Source organism: Bacillus cereus group sp. Bc031, from assembly GCF_027716265.1.
In the GTDB taxonomy this organism is placed as follows: Bacteria; Bacillota; Bacilli; order Bacillales; family Bacillaceae_G; genus Bacillus_A; species Bacillus_A paranthracis.
Window position 1 is genome coordinate 1 of sequence record NZ_JAQFUL010000090.1, and the last position, 18,754, is coordinate 18,754.

The window sequence follows — 18,754 nt, forward strand, 5'->3', positions numbered from 1 at the left end:
TCTCATTAACATAAGAGAATAGTAACGTGCTTTTAAGTTTAAGAATAGTCTAAATCCTTAAGTTGATGGATGTGTGGCTATGCCCTTATAGGGCTCTTTTTATTTAGGTGGACTATACAAACCACTTCGAATCATATAATACTCCATCACTTCGTTAAGCCACGCCTCTTCTCCTTGAAAACTCACCAATTGAATAGCCTTCTCTTTTGCTTATCTTACACTCCTCCTAACAGTATGTTTACAAAAATCATACTCCCTCACGTAACTGTAGTTTCAAGGTTTTTTTCTAAAAGAATGAATCAAGTCCCTCACTGCATATATTGAACTATACCTTTTCTTAAGGAGGCTCCCTTAATGCGTACTCCTTTATCCTTTGATAAAGATACTGCCATACTGTTAGCTTCTTGTTGTGAGTTAACGTATGAACAATATAAACAAAATGGGATTTTTGAAATACCAGATGGTTTTCAATATGTACAAGGCTTTCAAGGAAAAACCATTCAAACGACAGAATGGTTCGGATTCATACTAGAATCTGAGGATACCGTTATTGTAGCTTTTCGCGGAACACAAACAGATACAGACTGGATTATCGATTCACTCGTTAACCAAAAACCATACCCATATGCTTTAAATAGCGGAAATGTCCATAACGGCTTTCTTTCCATTTATGAGTCTTGCCGGGATTCTATTATGGATATGCTTGTATCACTACCAGCCCATAAAAAACTTCTTGCAACAGGTCATAGTTTAGGCGGCGCGCTTGCCACACTACATATACTCGATGCGCGTATAAACACTGCCTTCGCACAGTACGGTCTGTATACATTTGCCTCCCCAAAAGTGGGAGATATCGCCTTTCGGAATTATTATAAACTGCAAGTAGCTAGTAGCTTTCGTTTCGTCAATTTATTTGATGTCGTTCCACTTCTTCCTCCTCGAAACATAAATTTTAATGACCAAGACTGGGAATATGCACACGTTCATCACAACATGACTTTTACAAAAAACACAAAATCTATTACAAATAATCATGCCATGACAACATACAAAACATGTCTGACTTCTCATTTTTAACCAGTAAACAATTGGAAATTAAATATCCTTATACTATAATAATATATGAATTTACTTTTGGATGAGGGGACCTTACATGCTAAAATTTATCTTTGCACTTTTTCTCATTGTAATTTTTACGTTTACAGGTTTCTTTACATTTTCATACTTTGCGACAGGAGAATATGATGGAACAGGTATCATATATACTGCGATCCCATTTCTTTCTTAAGCAAAAAAAGAAAACCGAGCTTAATAAGTTTAAGCTCGGTTTATTTATCAGTGTCATTTTTTGTCGGTAAATCGATATATCTTAAAAATCGCTGATATATTTTAAGTATCGGTCGATAAAATGTGAAAACCGCCGATAAAAGTTAAGAATCGCTGATATATCTTAAAAATCGCCGATATAAATTTCATATAATCTTTTCCAACGTAGCAATCTCTTTAAATTTGCGTAACTGTATTACCAATACCCCAAATCTCATTACTATACTGTAAAATCGTTCGATCGCTCGCAAAATGACCAGATTGTGCAATATTTAAAATCGACATTTCGAGCCACTTCGTTCGGTTCTCATAAGCTCTACCAACAGCTTCTTGCTTTTCCGCATATGGGCCAAAATCTCGCAGAACGAAATATTCATCATTTTGAATAACGAGAGAATCGTAAATTGCTTCAAATTCAGCTCCCGACTGTGCAAAGAAACCATTCGTTAGCTGATCTACTACCTTTTTAATGTGCCCATTGTGGTGATAATAATCACTTGCACGATATCCACCATTTTGATTGTAATGAAGAACTTCTTCGGCCGTTAAGCCGAAAATGAAACAGTTATCATCACCGACTCTATCTTTTATTTCAATATTCGCTCCGTCTAACGTGCCGAGCGTAATCGCACCATTCATCATAAATTTCATATTGCCTGTTCCAGATGCTTCTTTACTCGCTGTTGAAATTTGTTCACTTACATCGGCCGCTGGGAATATATCTTCCGCTACAGACACTCGATAGTTTTCTAGAAAGATAACTTTCATATATTGGCTTACGTACGGATCGTTATTCACTTTCCTTGCAAGTTCATTTATTAATTTAATAATTTTTTTCGCATAGTAATAGCCAGGTGATGCTTTCGCTCCAAAAATAAAAGTACGCGGATAAAATGTAAAACTAGCATCCTCTTTCAAACGGTTATACAAATATAAAATATGAAGAACATTTAATAATTGTCGCTTGTAAGCATGTAGCCTTTTTACTTGCACATCAAAAATAGAATTAGGATCAATTGTAATCCCCATTGTATGATGAATGCGCGCTGCTAAAATCTCTTTACGCTCTTGTTTTACCTCTGCAAATTTCTCTTGGAAACTCGCATCGTATTGAACTAATTGTAGCTCTTGAAGCTTAATCGGTTCTTTCTTCCACTCTGTTCCAATCGCCTCTGAAATAAGGTTCGTCAGCTGCGGATTCGCCTTCATTAACCAGCGTCTATGAGCGATTCCATTCGTTTTATTATTAAACTTATCTGGATAAAACTCATAAAACAATCGCATTTCACGCTGTTTTAAAATCTCCGTATGAATTTTTGCTACACCGTTTACACTATGGCTACCGACAATTGCTAAATGAGCCATTTTCACAAGATCATGCGCAATAATCGCCATCTCTTCAATGCGATGCCATTCATACGGATAACGTTCCCAAAGTTCATGACAGAAACGTTCATTAATCTCTTCAATAATCATATAAATTCTCGGTAATAACGGTTTAAAAATGTGAATTGGCCACTTTTCAAGAGCTTCTGATAACGTCGTATGATTCGTATAAGAAATCGTTTGCGTTGTTATGTGCCAAGCTTCTTCCCATGCTAGTTTTTCTTCATCTAATAAAATACGCATCAGTTCTGGAATCGCCAAAACTGGATGGGTATCATTAATATGAATCGCAATTTTCTCATGTAATTGACGAAGGTCACCATATCTTTCTCTATGCATACGAACGATATTTTGCAAGCTTGCTGATACGAGGAAATACTGTTGTTTCAAACGAAGTATTTTCCCCTCATCATGCGTATCATCTGGATATAAAAACTCCGATACCGCCTCTGTTTCACGCTTATATTTCAAAATATCTTTGCAATTTTGTGGGAAAGGAACTGGTTCCGCATTCCAAAGTCTAAGTGTATTTACAGTACTCGTCTCATAACCTACTACTGGAACGTCATATGATACGGCCATAATTACTTCTGCATTTGTATGCCTGAATTCTAAACGCCCATCAATGTAGAGCGGTTCAACATTGCCGAAATAACTTACTTCTACAGCTTGATCATGCCTTCTTACTTCCCATACATTTTCATGAAGAAGCCACTGTTCTGGAAATTCAACTTGATAACCATCAACAATTTTTTGATCAAATAAGCCGTGTTTGTAACGAATTCCGCACCCATGACCTGGTAAGTTTAAAGATGCAAGTGAATCAAGGAAACAGGCTGCTAACCGTCCAAGTCCACCATTTCCAAGACCTGCATCTGCTTCCACCTCTTCTAATTGTTGCAACGAAATTCCAAGCTCAGAAAGCCCTTGCTCACATACATCCTTGATGCCTAAATTTAATATGTTACTTCCAAGCAAACGCCCAAGTAAAAACTCAATGGATAAGTAATACATTTGCTTTCGCTCTCCAGACCGATAACTTTCATTCGTTGCAATCCATTGACTATTCATATACTCACGTACCATGTACCCAAGCGTATTGTATTGATCACGAGTTGTAGATTCTTTGAAACTTTTACCATACATCGTCTCTAACTTTTCTAGAAAAGCTGATTTGAAACTTTCAACATGAGTAAACATCTCTTCACCACCTACATGTTATTCCATGAGACTTTTATACAATTTTTTATAAGCAAGGGCTGATTTTTCCCAGCTATAATCTTCAGTCATTGCTTGTTTTACAAGCTGCTCCCATACCGGTTTATCATGATAAAATTCAATTGCACGACGAACAGTGTGTAACATGTCATGTGCATTAAAGTTCGTGAAACTGAAACCATTTCCTTCTCCAGTTTCTTCGTCATAAGATTGTACCGTATCATTTAATCCGCCTGTCTCTCTTACAATTGGAATCGTACCGTACGCTAATGCGATAAGTTGTCCAAGTCCACACGGTTCAAACAATGATGGCATTAGGAATAAATCACTTCCCGCATATACTTGGTGAGCTAATTCTTCATTAAAACCGATGTACACTTTTACCTTCTCAGGATACTCATATGCCATCCACTCGAAGAATTGTTCATATTCCGAATCACCTGATCCTAAAATAATACATTGTACATCTTCTTCCATTATTTCACGGAATACAGTACGTACTAAATCAAGACCTTTTTGCTTCGTTAATCTCGTTACCATTGAAATAATCGGCGTATCTTCTTTTTCCGGCAAACCAAAATAACGCTGCAACGCGCGTTTATTTTTACTCTTTTCATATAATGAATCTGCATCGTACTGAGCAGTAATATACGAATCCGTTTCTGGATTATACACGCTCGTATCAATTCCATTTACAATGCCACTAAGCTTACCATTATATTTTCGCAACAATCCATCTAACTTCTCACCGAAAAATTCATATTGAATTTCTTCTTTATATGTCGGGCTAACTGCTGTAATTTGATCAGAAGCGATAATACCGCCCTTCATAAAGTTCACATTTCCATAAAACTCTAACTGCTCACTATGAAAATATTCATCACCAAGTTCTAGCAAGTCGTACATCACTTCAGGAGGAAATACACCTTGGAACTGCAAGTTATGAATCGTATATACTGTTTTAATATGCTCATATAATGGGTTATCTTGATACTTTTCACGTAGTAAGAAATTTACCATAGCTGTATGCCAATCGTGGCTATGAAGAACATCCACTTCAAAATCAAGATGAGGAATACACTCTAATACTGCTTTCGAGAAATAAGAAAAACGCTCTCCGTCATCATAATGACCATACAGAGAATCCCTCTTAAAATAATATTCATTATCTATTAAGTAATACGTAATCCCGTCTTGCTCACCTTTTAAAATTCCGCAATATTGATTTCTCCAGCCAAGCGGGACGTTAATTACTTTATGTAGCGTACATCCGTCCCTTAATTTTTGCGGAATAAGACTATAATTCGGGAGTATAATGCGAACTTCCACACCTAATTTTTTTAGCTCTTTTGGGAGCGCACCTGCTACATCAGCTAATCCTCCCGATTTAACAAATGGTACACATTCTGATACTGCAAATAAAATATTCACTTGTTGTCCCACTGCACGAAAAGCTTATACTACTTCCCTTGCAGCTTCCTCCCTTCGAGTTTTCATTTAAATTAAAACTTGAATCAGTGGAGGAAAAACCCCCACTGATTTCTTAAGAATAACTATTAATCGTACTGTTTTGAACGCTTCCTTTTTCTACAACGTATGGCTCATCGGCGGTTCCTTTTAAAACAACACCGTCACCAATTTTCACATCTTTATCAATAATAACACCGTCTATTATACAATTATCTCCAATTTGGCTCTTTTGCATAATAATGTTATTACGAACAATTGAACCTTTTCCAATTTTAACAGAACGGGAGACAACGCTATTTTCTACTTCACCTTCAATAATACTGCCGTTTGCAATCATTGTGTTTTTCACAGCTGCACCCTTTACATAACGAGTTGGTGGTTCATCTTTTACTTTCGTAAAGATCGGTGCTTCTTTCTTAAATAGTTGCTTCCAAATAGCAGGTTGCAAAATTTCTAAGCTATGTTTATAGTAACTTTCAATCGAATCAATAATAGCTACATATCCTGTATGCTCATATGTAGCAATATGTAGTGATTTTCCGCGCTTTTCTCTCACTACATCGAATAAGCTATATTGCTCCACATCTTTATATGACTCAAATAAATCTAACAATAATTGTTTCCTTAACACGTATGTTTGAAGCGAAACCCCTTCATGGCAAACTTCCGTAATATCAGCTGCCGTATGTATATGTCGCTCTAACACTGCTTGAAAATTTAATGCTGTTACGAGATGGCTATTCGTAATCACGACGTACTCTTCTCTGCTTCTTAGAAAATAATCAATATGTCTTCTAAAATGTGCAAAAGATCCAAATTCATCTTGATCACATTGGCAATTTGGCGGGAATAAAAACAGTCCGTCTCGTTTTCTATCTAAATCCCACTGTTTGCCTGAACCAACGTGATCCATTAGTGAACGGTTTTTATGGCTTGTAAAAACTGCCACACTATGAATATTAGAATTCACCATATTTGAAAGCATGAAATCAATGAGTCGATAACGGCCCCCAAACGGTAACGCCGCTAGTGAACGATGCCCTGTTACTTTCTTTAAGGAAGGAAAACTTCCCGTTGCATTAATAATTCCTAACATTTTTTCTCCCATTCATTTCATCCCCCTTTTCTATTTCCCTTCAGCAATGAGTACTACATCGTCAACATTTTTTTCCGGACGAATAATTGTTCCATCTTCAATAACCATTTCCGATCCAACAATTGCCCTTTCAATCACAACATTTTTGCCAATCTTCGCTCCTGGCATAACGACAGAATCAATAACCATACTACCTTCTTCCACCGTCACCCCTTGGAATAATACAGAATGCTTCACGTCCCCTTCGATGACGCATCCTTCGTTAATAAGTGATTCTTCTACTCTTGCCTTTTCAGCAATATATTGAGGCGGTTCGTTTGGATTAACAGAATAAATACGCCAGTCACGGTCGTTTAAATTCAGTGATGTTTCATCGCGCAGTAAATCCATATTCGCTTCCCATAAGCTCTTCACTGTACCAACATCTTTCCAATATCCTTCAAACGGATACGCCATTAGCTTCTTCCCTTCATCTAATAAAAGCGGAAGCACATCTTTTCCGAAATCATTACTAGATTCAGGGTTTCTTGCATCCATTTCTAAATACTCTTTCAAAATCGCCCAGTTAAAAATATAAATTCCCATTGATGCAAGATTACTTCTTGGAAATTGCGGTTTCTCCTCAAATTCAACAATCTCCATCTCTTCGTTCGTATTCATAATGCCAAAGCGACTCGCTTCATCCCAAGGCACTTCAATAACAGAAATGGAAACGTCCGCTTCTTTCTCAATATGGTAATCTAGCATTTTACTGTAATCCATTTTATAAATATGGTCACCTGATAAAATGAGAACATACTCTGGTTCATATTGACTTAAATAGTTTAAGTTTTGATAAATGGCACTTGCCGTACCTGTGTACCACTTCACACCCGAAGACTCCGCATAAGGAGGTAATACTGTGACTCCACCGCTTACTCGGTCTAAATCCCACGCATTGCCAATTCCGATATAATTATGAAGTTCTAGCGGTTGATATTGTGTTAAAATCCCAACCGTTTCAATACCAGAATTCGCGCAGTTACTTAGCGTAAAATCAATAATGCGATATTTACCACCAAATGGAACAGCTGGCTTGGCTAAATTTTTTGTTAATGCACTTAATCGACTACCTTTTCCCCCTGCTAGTAACATTGCTACGCACTTTTGTTTTTGAGCCATCTTGTTTTTTGCTCCCCTTTCTCGTCTTCACTGGTCGTAATATGGATACGCCAAATGGTGGAATTGTAATTTCTACATGTGCTGCTTGATTATGAAACGGTTCTTGAATCGCCTTCAGACGTTTCTTATTTACTTGCCCTGATCCGCCATATTGCTCAGCATCACTGTTTAAAATCTCGTTATAATACTCAAAATCTGGTACACCTACTTTATAGTTTTCATATGTAGCTTTCGTAAAATTACATACGACAACTAACGCATCTTCTTGTTTATCCCCTTGGCGGATAAAAGAGAAAATACTTTGCTCATTATTATTAGCATCAATCCACTGAAAACCTTCAGGCGAATGATCAAGCTGCCAAAGTGGTTTGGAGCGCTTATACAATGCTATGAGCTCTTTAAAGTAATCATGCATATAACGATGCATTTCAAAATCATGTAAATTCCAATCTAAATCTTCAAGGTCTTTCCACTCATCAAACTGCCCGAATTCTCCTCCCATGAAAAGTAATTTCTTTCCTGGGTGAGTAAAGAAATATCCATATAATAAACGAAGTTGAGCAAACTTATCCCAGTAGTCTCCTGGCATTTTATTTAATAACGACTTTTTCCCATGAACGACTTCATCATGAGAAAGCGGTAATATGAAATTTTCAGAGTAAGCATATAGTAAAGAGAACGTCATTTTATCATGAATATATTTTCTATACTCTGGCGCACATTCCATATATTTCAGCACGTCATTCATCCAGCCCATATTCCATTTGTAATTGAATCCAAGCCCACCTTCATACGTTGGAGCTGTTACAAGTGGCCAAGCTGTTGAATCCTCTGCTGTCATAAGAAAATCTTCATCCTCTGCAAACACAGCTTCATTTAACTCTCGTAAAAATGAAACAGCGTGCTCATTACTTTGCTCTTGTCCTTCTTTATTCCAGTACAGCATGTTCGCAACTGCATCTACCCTGAAACCATCAATATGGAAATATCTCATCCAAAATAACGCATTTGAAATTAAGAAATTACGTACTTCCCTCTTTCCTAAATCAAAGTTGACAGTTCCCCATACTGGATTTTCTTGCACATCTTTATCTTTATATTCATAAGTCGGTGTCCCATCAAACAAATATAAACCGTGAGCATCTTTACAAAAATGCCCCGGCACCCAATCTAAAATGACACCGATTCCATATTTATGACATTCATCGACAAAATGCATCAAATCATGTGGTGTGCCGAATCTACTCGTTGCTGCATAATATCCCGTTCCTTGATATCCCCAAGAACGATCATATGGATGCTCAACAAGCGGCATAATTTCAATATGTGTAAATTGATGTTCCACCACATAAGGAATGAGTTCTTCTGCCATTTCCCTGTAAGAGTACAGTGTTCCATCTTCTTTCTTTTTCCAAGAACCGAAATGTAATTCATAAACTGTCATCGCTTCTTTATAAACCGATTTTTTCTTTTTCTTACGACTCCAGTTTTTATCATTCCATTCGTATCCCTTTATATCAAAAACTACAGATGCCGTATTCGGTCTTACTTCTGCATACACAGCATACGGATCTGCCTTAAGAATGACATCACCAGCCATCGTTTCAATCGCATATTTATATATTTCTCTTTCTTCTATATGCGGTATAAATAGGGACCAAATTCCCTCTTCTGTCACTTGCAGCATCTTATGTTGCTCATAATCCCATTCATTAAAATCTCCAACAACACTCATTGCTTTCGCATGAGGAGCCCATACTGTAAATCGTACACCTCGCATCTCATCTTCCGTCACAATATGTGCGCCAAAGATGTTATAACTGTCATAGTACTTTTCTGTATGAAACTCATCTCGTTTCACTTCTTCACAATTTATTACACTCAATATGCTCACCTCACTAAGATGACAGAATTTTTTATACTTTACCAATTCTGCGAAAAACTGAAATATCCTTGTTAATTTATAAAAAATATACGTTTTTTTCTTAAAAATGTTGAATTTTTTTCACATTTCTATATAAAATATCGAATTTTGACGAATATTCATTGAAAACGCTTCATTTTTCACTAGTCTTTCATCTTACTATTTATTTCTCAACCTCTATTTTATTAGCTTCATCCTCTTTTTCATCCTATTTTCCACTTAAAATCGCAACAAAATAATCTGTCATAAAAAAATGTTTCTCAACATTTTTCGTCACAATTGTATTGAAATGGAAAATTTATAAGCATATACTTGTTCTCAATAAAGAACACCGACTTTTCGTAACTATAATTCATAGCGGACTACTATGTTTACTTATTTATCCTTGTTACGAACAGTCGCTATAAAAATTTAATTAGGGGGCTTTCTTATGTCATTAAAACAAAAGGTTGGAATGGGAGTTGTCACAGCAACGCTTGGCTTATCCCTTACATTCGGCGGTGTATTCGCCTACTTCAGTGATTCAGAAACATCTAGTAACTCATTTCAAGCTGGAACACTAGACCTTTCTATTAATCCAAGTGTAATTGTTAATGTGAAAGATTTAAAACCAGGTGACTTTATTGAAAAAATTTCACACTTGAAAATAAAGGATCATTGGATATTGCAAAAGTAGCACTTGAAACATCCTATGAAGTTACAGATGCAAAGAAAAATAATGATGGTGAAGATTTAGGCGATCACATCATCGTTAAATTTTTAGTGAATGATGGAAAGCCATCTAATCCAAACGATGATCATGAAATTTTGTGGGAAACAAAACTATCAGAATTAAAAACTATGAAACCTGAAGATGTGGCTACTTCTCTAGAACGTCATAACTTAATAGACGGTATTAAATCTGGTGAAACAGATTATTTACACGTGCTCTTCTCCTTTGAAGACAACGAACAAGATCAAAATAAATTCCAGGGTGATTCCTTACAGCTAAACTGGACATTCCATGCAGAGCAAACACCAGGCACGGAGAAATAAATTTTAAAATATAAATTATCGGAGGCTTATACATGAAAAAGAAAAATCGTTTTGTTACCGGAATTGTAACGGCTGGTGTTCTGCTTTCAACTGCCCTTCCGTTCAATGTACTTGCTGAAAATCCTATTAACCAAATTGACTCTTCAAACGCCCAGTCTTTACTATCAAAACTTTCTAAAGAACAGCGCCAGGCATTACAAACGTTAGATGTCAACCCTGGTTTTACTATCTCGCCAGATATTAATACAAGTAGTTCGGAACCAGTAAATATCATTGTAGAATTTCAAACAGCTCCAGTAAAGATTAATGAATTAAAACAAAAAGAAAAAGGATTACAAGCTGCTCCTGAAAATATAAAAGCGCGTATTGATCAAGAGCATGAGGAATTTCAAAAAGGACTAAAACGCCTTTATCAATTTAGCCCATCAGTAAAGTCAGGGAATTTCCAGTCTGTACAAATTAAACGTTCTTATAAACATGCGATAAATGGGGTTGCGCTGACGTTACCTGCAAATACAGTAGAAGAATTGTTACGAATTGGCGTTGTAAAGCGTATTTGGAAAGATTATGAAGTGAAACTAAATTTACCAAAACAAGCAGAGCAGAAAGCACCTCAAAAACTAACAGATAGTATTCCGCAAATTGGGGTCGATAAGTTACATAGCGAAGGCATTACCGGAAAAGGAATTAAAGTTGGTGTATTAGATACAGGTATTGATTACAATCATCCTGACCTAAAAGACGTGTATAAGGGCTATCGCGCAAAACCTGGCGAAGACTCTAGCAAGATAGATCCAAACTCAGTAAAAGGTTGGGACTTTATTAATAACGATGCAGATCCGATGGAAACAACTTATACAGAGTGGCAACAATCTGGCGCTCCTGAATTTGATGATCGTGGCTCTTCCTTCTACACAGCCCACGGTACTCACGTAGCAGGTATCGTTTCTGCGCAAAAGAAAAACAAATCAGATTCCGCAGTAAAAGGTGTTGCACCTGACATTGAACTGTATAACTATCGTGTACTCGGTCCATACGGAAGTGGAGCTAGTTCAGGTATTATTGCTGCAATCGATAAATCAATTTCTGACGGTATGAACGTCATTAACTTATCGTTAGGTGATGAGAGCAACAATCCGCTTGATCCAACGTCTATCGCTGTTAACAACGCAATGCTTTCCGGTGTTGTTACAGTCGTTGCCGCTGGAAACTCTGGTCCAAATCCAGCAACACTCGGATCACCAGGTGCTTCTCCCTTTGCAATTACGGTTGGAGCAAGTGATAGCTCTATTTCCTTACCGAAACTATCAAGTCATGCTGGACAAGTACAATTCCCTAACTTGATTTTATTTGGCAAAAACTTCACTGATAAAATAGAAGATTTCAAGGGACAAACGTTATCTATCGAATCGGTAGGAATCGGTACGCCTGACGAGTTTAGTAAAAAAGATGTAAAAGGAAAAATCGCTCTCGTTGCACGCGGTACACTGTCATTTGATGAAAAAATTGCGAATGCAAAACAAGCTGGTGCAAAAGCCGTTATTATTTATAACAATGTGGACGGAGAAATTCCTTTCTATGTTGGCGAAAGTACAAAATACATTCCCGTATTCCGCCTAACGAAAGAAGACGGTGAAAAACTAAAAGCTCAAATCGAACAAGGTAATACATCCTTTACCTTTGACGAACTTAGTTATATTCAAACAGAAGGCGATCATCTTGCAGACTTTAGCTCACGCGGTCCTGTTACATCAAATGATGATATTAAACCAGATATTACAGCGCCTGGTGTTGCTGTACTTTCAACAGTACCTGAATATATTAACGACCCACAAGAGGGCGAAAACTATGACGTTTCCTACGAGCGTATGCAAGGAACATCTATGGCTTCTCCTCATATCGCGGGCGTTGCTGCTCTTATTTTACAAGAACACCCAGAATACTCTCCATTCGATGTAAAGGCGTCTCTTATGAACACAGCTGATGATTTAAAAGAAAAGTATTCCGTATATGAAGTTGGAGCTGGACGAGTAGATGCGTACAACGCCGTTCATACGGAAACTAGTTTTAAAGTGCTAGATACAACAAAAACAGTTGTAAATGATGAAGTAATTGAAGTCCCTGAAGAAACTGGATCCATTGCATTCGGGAAGTTCTATCAAAAAGACGGTGAAGCTCTTGAACAAAAACGAAATATAAAAGTGGAAAACCATAATAAACAAGAGAAAAAAGAATTTAAAACAGAAATTTCTTATACACCAGCATCTTCTTCTATTAACGACGCTACCGGAAACGGTGTAAAAGTTTCTGTTCCAGAAACAATTACACTTGATGCTGGCAAATCAGGTGTAATTGAAGCAAAAATTAATGTTCCAGCCGGTGTAAAACAAGGCCGATATGAAGGATATATTCATATTACAAATACGAAAAATAAAGAAGAAACGTACCAAATTCCGTTCTCTATTCGTGTATCAGAACCTGGTATTGAAAATGCAATATTATCAAGAAAAGCAATTTCCACTGATACATCAAAGTTTAATCCATATGGTGAATCATATGTTCACGGGGCATTCCAATTAAATAGCGAACTTGAAACGTTAGACCTTATCGTGAAAGATTCAAAAACAAATAAAGCACTCGGCTTCATTGGGACATTAAACACGACTGGACTAAAAACGGATGTGTATTACTACTTAGATTCATTCTTTAACGGAAAAGTGTATCCTTTCACAAATGACCCTGCCAAACCAATTGGTGATGAGAAAATCAACTTACCAGAAGGAGACTACACAATAGAGTTTGTTGGCTATGATAAAGCTGGGAAAGCACGTGTGAAAGGTGATTATGTCGTAATTGATAATACACCGCCAGAAGTAAAATTAACTGGATTAAAACCTGGTATTTATGAATTAAATGAAGAAAATTACACAGTAGAAGATGGTAAAAAAGCGTTATGGATTAAAGGAAATGTGTATGATTCAAACGTTGACTACTTAAAAGGAAAAGGATTAAACATTACGCAAGAAGCGAATGGCGTTATGTATTATGACTATTCTCCATACTTGCATAAGTTTTTACCTATTAATGCAAACGGAGACTTTAAAGTTGGCATTACTCCTGAATCCTTTAAAGTGGAAGGTCCAATGAACACAGGCGTATATATTTTCGATTATGCAACTGCAGGTCCTGACTATCCAAGCGGTGTAAATAATTATTGGTTTATCCCGCAAGGAGCTCAATATGCAAAGGCTAGTTATGATAAAAAAGAAGTATATAAAGGGGACGAGTTCACAGTAACCCTAAACGCGAAACACGTAAAACAATTCGTTGCTGGGGCATTTAACGTACAATTCCTAGAGAAGAACTTCAAATTTGCAAATGTGAAATTGAATCCTGCTTTTGAAAAACTCCTTTCTGAAAAAGGGGTAACCGCAAAAATAAATGAATCAAAACTAGAAGAAGGTTCTGTTACAGTAGGCGGGGCTATTGATGATAAAAACTTCGCTGGATTAGATGGTGACTTCCCGTTCATTGATATAACTTTTAAGGTAGAAAATGATGAATTTTATGAAGCAAATGCTCAATTAGATTTATCAGTGTTCGCTTACTGGAAACAAGGTGAATCAGAGCCAAATAGAATGCGTGTCCTTCAAGATCAAACATTCTCAGTTATGTCTTTAAACTCACTAGTAGAAGGAAATATTAAACCTGGTGCATTCTTAAATGAACGTGGCTATTTAGATGAGAAATTCGATTATACAAAGCTTGGCGTAAAAGTATATGCAACTGATTCTTACCGTCATAAGTTTGAAGGCTCACTAGACAAATACGGATACTTCAAACTAAATGGACTTCCTGTTAATAAACGCGACTATAACTTATATGTAGAAGTACCAGGGCATTTAACAAGCCGACTAACAACGAAACTTGGTACTGAAAAAGACGGTAAGCTAATTGGCCAATATTATTATGCACGCCTTGATGAAAACCTTGCAGGTGATGTAAATGGCGATAAAGTAATTGATATAAAAGATGCTGAAATTATCGCTAGCAACTATGGTAAAAAAGGAGTATCTGTGAAAGACGGTGACCTAAATAAAGATGGTATTGTTGACGAAAAAGATATTCGCTTCGTTGAAAAGAACTTCTTGAAAAAAGGTCCCGATGCATCTAAATCACAAACACCTGTTGAAAAATCAAAAAGCGGTACACTGGCAGATATTTTAAAGAAATTAGGATTAACGCCTAAAAAATGATAATAATAAAGAGCACTCTACCCAAAGTAGAGTGCTCTTTTCTATAAACGACCCTGATCCAGCAAAAGGGGTATATTGGGGATATACAAGGGAAACCGGAAAAGGAATTTATATTAAATTATATATAAATCCAGAAGTAAGAAGTAGTTCCCCACTTCTGGATTATTTAGCAATTATTATTATAGTACTGGTGCCATTGTTTCTTTTAATACTTTTACAGAATGAGCAAATTTCGCTTTTTCATCCTCATTTAACTCAAGCTCTACGATTTCACGTACACCTTCACGGTTAATTACAGCTGGAACACCTACGTAAGCATCTTTCTCACCGTATTGACCTTCAAGGTATGCAGATACAGTTAATACGCTGTTCTCGTTGTTTAAGATTGCTTTAGTTACACGAAGTAGTGACATACCGATTCCGTAATAAGTTGCACCTTTACGCTCGATGATATGGTAAGCTGCATCACGTACGTTTTCGAAGATTTTGTCTAAGTCTTCTTGTTTGTACTGTTCGTTGTTAGCTAAGATTGTTTCTAGTTTTTGTACACCGATAGTAGCGTGACTCCATACTGGAAGTTCAGTGTCACCGTGTTCACCAACGATGTAAGCATGAACGTTACGTGGATCTACATCTAAGTAGTCACCTAACATGTAACGGAAACGAGCAGAGTCTAAAGTAGTACCAGAACCAATTACACGCTCTTTTGGTAGACCAGATTCTTTCCAAGTTACGTAAGTTAAAATATCAACTGGGTTAGTTGCGATTAAGAAGATTCCATCGAATCCGCTATCCATAATACCGCGAACGATTTGTTTAAAGATCTTTGTATTTTTCTCAACTAAGTCTAAACGAGTTTCACCTGGCTTTTGTGGTAATCCAGCAGTGATAACTACTAAATCTGCATCTTTACAATCTGCATAGCTACCGCTCCAAACTTTTGTTGGTGATGGAGAGAATGGTACCGCATGGCTTAAGTCCATTGCTTCCCCTTCTGCTTTTGCTTCATTAACATCTACTAATACGAATTCTTCAGCTACACCTTGGTTGATCATTGAGTAAGCGTAACTACAACCTACAGCTCCTGTTCCTACTAATACTACACGATTGATACCTTTTTTCATGGTAATTTCCCCTCTCTATTGTTCACATATATTTTTTATGATTGTTTAAGTAATTAATTAAAATACTAATTTAATGTTGTTTAACTTCTTTACACTCATATTGTAGCACGTATTATTGTGAATTACTTCACAAATTATGACCTATTTGTGAACTTTTTCACATAGAGTGTAAAGTTATTGGAATAGGTGTGGAATCCATTTCAATGGAGGCGTTTTCTTTAGATTGTGAAAGGGATTTTCTTGTGTTTTTGTCGGTAAGTGAAATTATATCGGCGATTTTTAGAATATATCGACTGTAACTCCAAATATATCAGCGATTATTGAAATTTATCGACCGTAACTCAAATTATATCGGCGATTTTTGCAATATATCGACTTACCGACAAAACTCGACAACGTTAGCATCATAAAAAAGCTGTCTCCAGTAGATCACCTATTGAAAGACAGCTTCTTCTATTTATACTATTTGTTTTCTGTGGTAGCGCCTAATACAGAAATTTCAATATTAAAAAGCTCAATTAAAGTATCCTTTAGTTGAGCGACCCATATTTCAATTTTTATTATTCAACTGTATCTAATAACTCTACAACTAATTCCTTAGGATCTTCCCAGCTATGATATATTTCTAAGTGCCATTTCGTTAATGACCTTGAGTATCACTTTTACACAACAAAAAAGAGATAGCAGATTATGCTATCTCTTTTAATATGACCCGTACGGGATTCGAACCCGTGTTACCGCCGTGAAAGGGCGGTGTCTTAACCACTTGACCAACGGGCCAATTACTGGCAGAGAAGAAGGGATTCGAACCCTCGCACCGCGTTCGCGATCTACTCCCTTAGCAGGGGAGCCCCTTGAGCCACTTGGGTACTTCTCTGTATGGCTCCGCAGGTAGGACTCGAACCTACGACCGATCGGTTAACAGCCGATAGCTCTACCACTGAGCTACTGCGGAACAATTATGGTGGGCCTAAATGGACTCGAACCATCGACCTCACGCTTATCAGGCGTGCGCTCTAACCAGCTGAGCTATAGGCCCATAATTGAAAAGCGGGTGAAGAGAATCGAACTCTCGACCAGAGCTTGGAAGGCTCTTGTTTTACCACTAAACTACACCCGCATTAAATTGTAAATGGTGAGCCATGAAGGACTCGAACCTTCGACCCTCTGATTAAAAGTCAGATGCTCTACCAACTGAGCTAATGGCTCATTTTGAAAGTGGTGCCGGCTAGAGGACTTGAACCCCCAACCTACTGATTACAAGTCAGTTGCTCTACCAATTGAGCTAAGCCGGCTTGCGACTTCAAAATGGTGGCTCGGGACGGAATCGAACCGCCGACACGAGGATTTTCAGTCCTCTGCTCTACCGACTGAGCTACCGAGCCTTATTAAAATGGCGGTCCCGACCGGGGTCGAACCGGCGATCTCCTGCGTGACAGGCAGGCATGTTAACCACTACACCACGGGACCATTTGGTTGCGGGGACAGGATTTGAACCTGCGACCTTCGGGTTATGAGCCCGACGAGCTACCGTGCTGCTCCACCCCGCGATGATAAAATATTTACTTTATAAAAAATGGAGGAGGTAGAGGGATTCGAACCCCCGCGCGACTCTCGCCGCCTGTCGGTTTTCAAGACCGATCCCTTCAGCCGAACTTGGGTATACCTCCGAGATATAAACTTCTAATGGTGGACCTTGTAGGACTCGAACCTACGACCGGACGGTTATGAGCCGTCTGCTCTAACCAGCTGAGCTAAAGGTCCTTTATGGTAGCGGCGGAGGGGATCGAACCCCCGACCTCACGGGTATGAACCGTACGCTCTAGCCAGCTGAGCTACACCGCCATAAATGATATTAAAATAAGTGGAGCCTAGCGGGATCGAACCGCTGACCTCCTGCGTGCAAGGCAGGCGCTCTCCCAGCTGAGCTAAGGCCCCATGTTTTTTTGGGAATATCGGGAAGACAGGATTTGAACCTGCGACCCCCTGGTCCCAAACCAGGTGCTCTACCAAGCTGAGCCACTTCCCGTTAATAAAAGCGCGCCCGAGAGGAGTCGAACCCCTAACCTCTTGATCCGTAGTCAAACGCTCTATCCAATTGAGCTACGGGCGCATATGGTGCCGAGGGCGGGGGTCGAACCCGCACGGTGGTCACCCACCGCAGGATTTTAAGTCCTGTGCGTCTGCCTGTTCCGCCACCCCGGCATGTCATATTGAAAATTGGAGCGGAAGACGGGATTCGAACCCGCGACCCCAACCTTGGCAAGGTTGTATTCTACCACTGAACTACTTCCGCAAGATATGTATGAGTTATTTAATTAAAAGTGCGGGTGAAGGGAGTCGAACCCCCACGCCAAAGGCGCCAGATCCTAAGTCTGGTGCGTCTGCCAATTCCGCCACACCCGCATATTAATTTATTTAAGAAAAATGGGGCGACTGATGGGAATCGAACCCACGAATGCCGGAGCCACAATCCGGTGCGTTAACCACTTCGCCACAACCGCCATGATTTCTGGTGCCGACTAGAGGACTTGAACCCCCAACCTACTGATTACAAGTCAGTTGCTCTACCAATTGAGCTAAGTCGGCTAAATGGTGGAGGATGACGGGATCGAACCGCCGACCCCCTGCTTGTAAGGCAGGTGCTCTCCCAGCTGAGCTAATCCTCCATTTGCCTGGCAACGTCCTACTCTCACAGGGACAAGGTCCCAACTACCATCGGCGCTAGAGAGCTTAACTTCCGTGTTCGGTATGGGAA

9 protein-coding genes, 22 tRNA genes, 1 rRNA gene and 1 pseudogene are annotated in these 18,754 nt (G+C 38.4%); 4 read left to right on the top strand and 29 right to left on the bottom strand.

Annotated features, from left to right (window positions below; all coding sequences use genetic code 11):
- Window positions 1-354: 354 nt before the first annotated feature.
- Both PDQ33_RS24110 and PDQ33_RS24115 read left to right on the top strand, forming a co-directional pair.
- Window positions 355-1,077 (top strand): lipase family protein, encoded by a 723-nt coding sequence (locus PDQ33_RS24110; RefSeq protein ID WP_001260123.1) that lies wholly within the window; start codon window positions 355-357, stop codon window positions 1,075-1,077.
- A 76-nt stretch (window positions 1,078-1,153) separates the two neighbouring features.
- Window positions 1,154-1,288, top strand: coding sequence for a hypothetical protein (locus PDQ33_RS24115; RefSeq protein WP_000911070.1), 135 nt, complete (start codon window positions 1,154-1,156; stop codon window positions 1,286-1,288).
- Window positions 1,289-1,503: 215 nt separating this feature from the next.
- Here the strand turns inward: PDQ33_RS24115 and glgP are convergent, their stop codons facing one another.
- The 5 genes from glgP to glgB all read right to left on the bottom strand — a co-directional run bounded on the left by glgP (window position 1,504) and on the right by glgB (window position 9,542).
- Window positions 1,504-3,912, bottom strand: coding sequence for a glycogen phosphorylase (gene glgP, locus PDQ33_RS24120; protein ID WP_270394629.1), 2,409 nt, complete (start codon window positions 3,910-3,912; stop codon window positions 1,504-1,506).
- Window positions 3,913-3,930: 18 nt separating this feature from the next.
- Window positions 3,931-5,361 carry a glycogen synthase GlgA gene (gene glgA, locus PDQ33_RS24125; RefSeq protein WP_061132260.1) on the bottom strand — a complete coding sequence of 477 codons (1,431 nt, stop codon included), beginning with the start codon at window positions 5,359-5,361 and terminating at the stop codon, window positions 3,931-3,933.
- 112 nt (window positions 5,362-5,473) lie between these two features.
- On the bottom strand, window positions 5,474-6,508 hold the full coding sequence (gene glgD / locus PDQ33_RS24130; protein WP_061131966.1) for a glucose-1-phosphate adenylyltransferase subunit GlgD: 1,035 nt from the start codon (window positions 6,506-6,508) through the stop codon (window positions 5,474-5,476).
- 18 nt (window positions 6,509-6,526) lie between these two features.
- On the bottom strand, window positions 6,527-7,657 hold the full coding sequence (gene glgC, locus PDQ33_RS24135) for a glucose-1-phosphate adenylyltransferase (RefSeq protein ID WP_000057612.1): 1,131 nt from the start codon (window positions 7,655-7,657) through the stop codon (window positions 6,527-6,529).
- The gene (gene glgB / locus PDQ33_RS24140; RefSeq protein ID WP_000111372.1) at window positions 7,605-9,542 is read right to left on the bottom strand and encodes a 1,4-alpha-glucan branching protein GlgB; all 1,938 of its coding nucleotides are present in this window, start codon (window positions 9,540-9,542) and stop codon (window positions 7,605-7,607) included. The genes glgC and glgB overlap by 53 nt, the downstream gene beginning before the upstream one ends.
- 469 nt (window positions 9,543-10,011) lie before the next feature.
- Between glgB and PDQ33_RS24145 the strand changes: the two are divergent.
- Together PDQ33_RS24145 and PDQ33_RS24150 are read left to right on the top strand one after the other, a co-directional pair.
- A pseudogene (locus tag PDQ33_RS24145) lies at window positions 10,012-10,616 on the top strand (TasA family protein).
- A gap of 32 nt (window positions 10,617-10,648) precedes the next feature.
- Window positions 10,649-14,872, top strand: coding sequence for a S8 family serine peptidase (locus PDQ33_RS24150; protein ID WP_270756749.1), 4,224 nt, complete (start codon window positions 10,649-10,651; stop codon window positions 14,870-14,872).
- A 179-nt stretch (window positions 14,873-15,051) separates the two neighbouring features.
- On the opposite strand, the gene PDQ33_RS24155 is transcribed toward PDQ33_RS24150, so the two are convergent.
- The 24 genes from PDQ33_RS24155 to rrf form a co-directional block, all read right to left on the bottom strand.
- Entirely contained in the window at window positions 15,052-15,996 is a 945-nt protein-coding gene (locus tag PDQ33_RS24155; protein WP_000715338.1) for an L-lactate dehydrogenase, read from the bottom strand.
- A gap of 708 nt (window positions 15,997-16,704) precedes the next feature.
- A tRNA-Glu gene (locus PDQ33_RS24160) sits at window positions 16,705-16,776 on the bottom strand.
- Between the two features lie 6 nt (window positions 16,777-16,782).
- Window positions 16,783-16,873 (bottom strand) — tRNA-Ser (locus tag PDQ33_RS24165).
- Window positions 16,874-16,876: 3 nt separating this feature from the next.
- Window positions 16,877-16,951: transfer RNA gene (locus PDQ33_RS24170), tRNA-Asn, on the bottom strand.
- 7 nt (window positions 16,952-16,958) lie between these two features.
- Window positions 16,959-17,035, bottom strand: a tRNA-Ile gene (locus tag PDQ33_RS24175).
- Between the two features lie 10 nt (window positions 17,036-17,045).
- Window positions 17,046-17,116: transfer RNA gene (locus tag PDQ33_RS24180), tRNA-Gly, on the bottom strand.
- Between the two features lie 13 nt (window positions 17,117-17,129).
- Window positions 17,130-17,205: transfer RNA gene (locus PDQ33_RS24185), tRNA-Lys, on the bottom strand.
- Between the two features lie 10 nt (window positions 17,206-17,215).
- A tRNA-Thr gene (locus PDQ33_RS24190) sits at window positions 17,216-17,291 on the bottom strand.
- A 14-nt stretch (window positions 17,292-17,305) separates the two neighbouring features.
- Window positions 17,306-17,381: transfer RNA gene (locus PDQ33_RS24195), tRNA-Phe, on the bottom strand.
- Window positions 17,382-17,390: 9 nt separating this feature from the next.
- Window positions 17,391-17,466 (bottom strand) — tRNA-Asp (locus tag PDQ33_RS24200).
- A 3-nt stretch (window positions 17,467-17,469) separates the two neighbouring features.
- Window positions 17,470-17,546 (bottom strand) — tRNA-Met (locus PDQ33_RS24205).
- A 27-nt stretch (window positions 17,547-17,573) separates the two neighbouring features.
- Window positions 17,574-17,666 (bottom strand) — tRNA-Ser (locus PDQ33_RS24210).
- Window positions 17,667-17,683: 17 nt separating this feature from the next.
- Window positions 17,684-17,760, bottom strand: a tRNA-Ile gene (locus PDQ33_RS24215).
- A gap of 4 nt (window positions 17,761-17,764) precedes the next feature.
- A tRNA-Met gene (locus PDQ33_RS24220) sits at window positions 17,765-17,841 on the bottom strand.
- 20 nt (window positions 17,842-17,861) lie between these two features.
- Window positions 17,862-17,934, bottom strand: a tRNA-Ala gene (locus tag PDQ33_RS24225).
- A 17-nt stretch (window positions 17,935-17,951) separates the two neighbouring features.
- Window positions 17,952-18,025: transfer RNA gene (locus PDQ33_RS24230), tRNA-Pro, on the bottom strand.
- Between the two features lie 10 nt (window positions 18,026-18,035).
- Window positions 18,036-18,109: transfer RNA gene (locus PDQ33_RS24235), tRNA-Arg, on the bottom strand.
- 3 nt (window positions 18,110-18,112) lie between these two features.
- A tRNA-Leu gene (locus PDQ33_RS24240) sits at window positions 18,113-18,201 on the bottom strand.
- A gap of 16 nt (window positions 18,202-18,217) precedes the next feature.
- Window positions 18,218-18,292: transfer RNA gene (locus PDQ33_RS24245), tRNA-Gly, on the bottom strand.
- Window positions 18,293-18,321: 29 nt separating this feature from the next.
- Window positions 18,322-18,402 (bottom strand) — tRNA-Leu (locus PDQ33_RS24250).
- A gap of 22 nt (window positions 18,403-18,424) precedes the next feature.
- A tRNA-His gene (locus tag PDQ33_RS24255) sits at window positions 18,425-18,500 on the bottom strand.
- A 9-nt stretch (window positions 18,501-18,509) separates the two neighbouring features.
- A tRNA-Thr gene (locus PDQ33_RS24260) sits at window positions 18,510-18,585 on the bottom strand.
- A gap of 4 nt (window positions 18,586-18,589) precedes the next feature.
- A tRNA-Val gene (locus PDQ33_RS24265) sits at window positions 18,590-18,665 on the bottom strand.
- Window positions 18,666-18,669: 4 nt separating this feature from the next.
- Window positions 18,670-18,754 (bottom strand): 5S ribosomal RNA (gene rrf, locus PDQ33_RS29230); the annotation flags it as partial.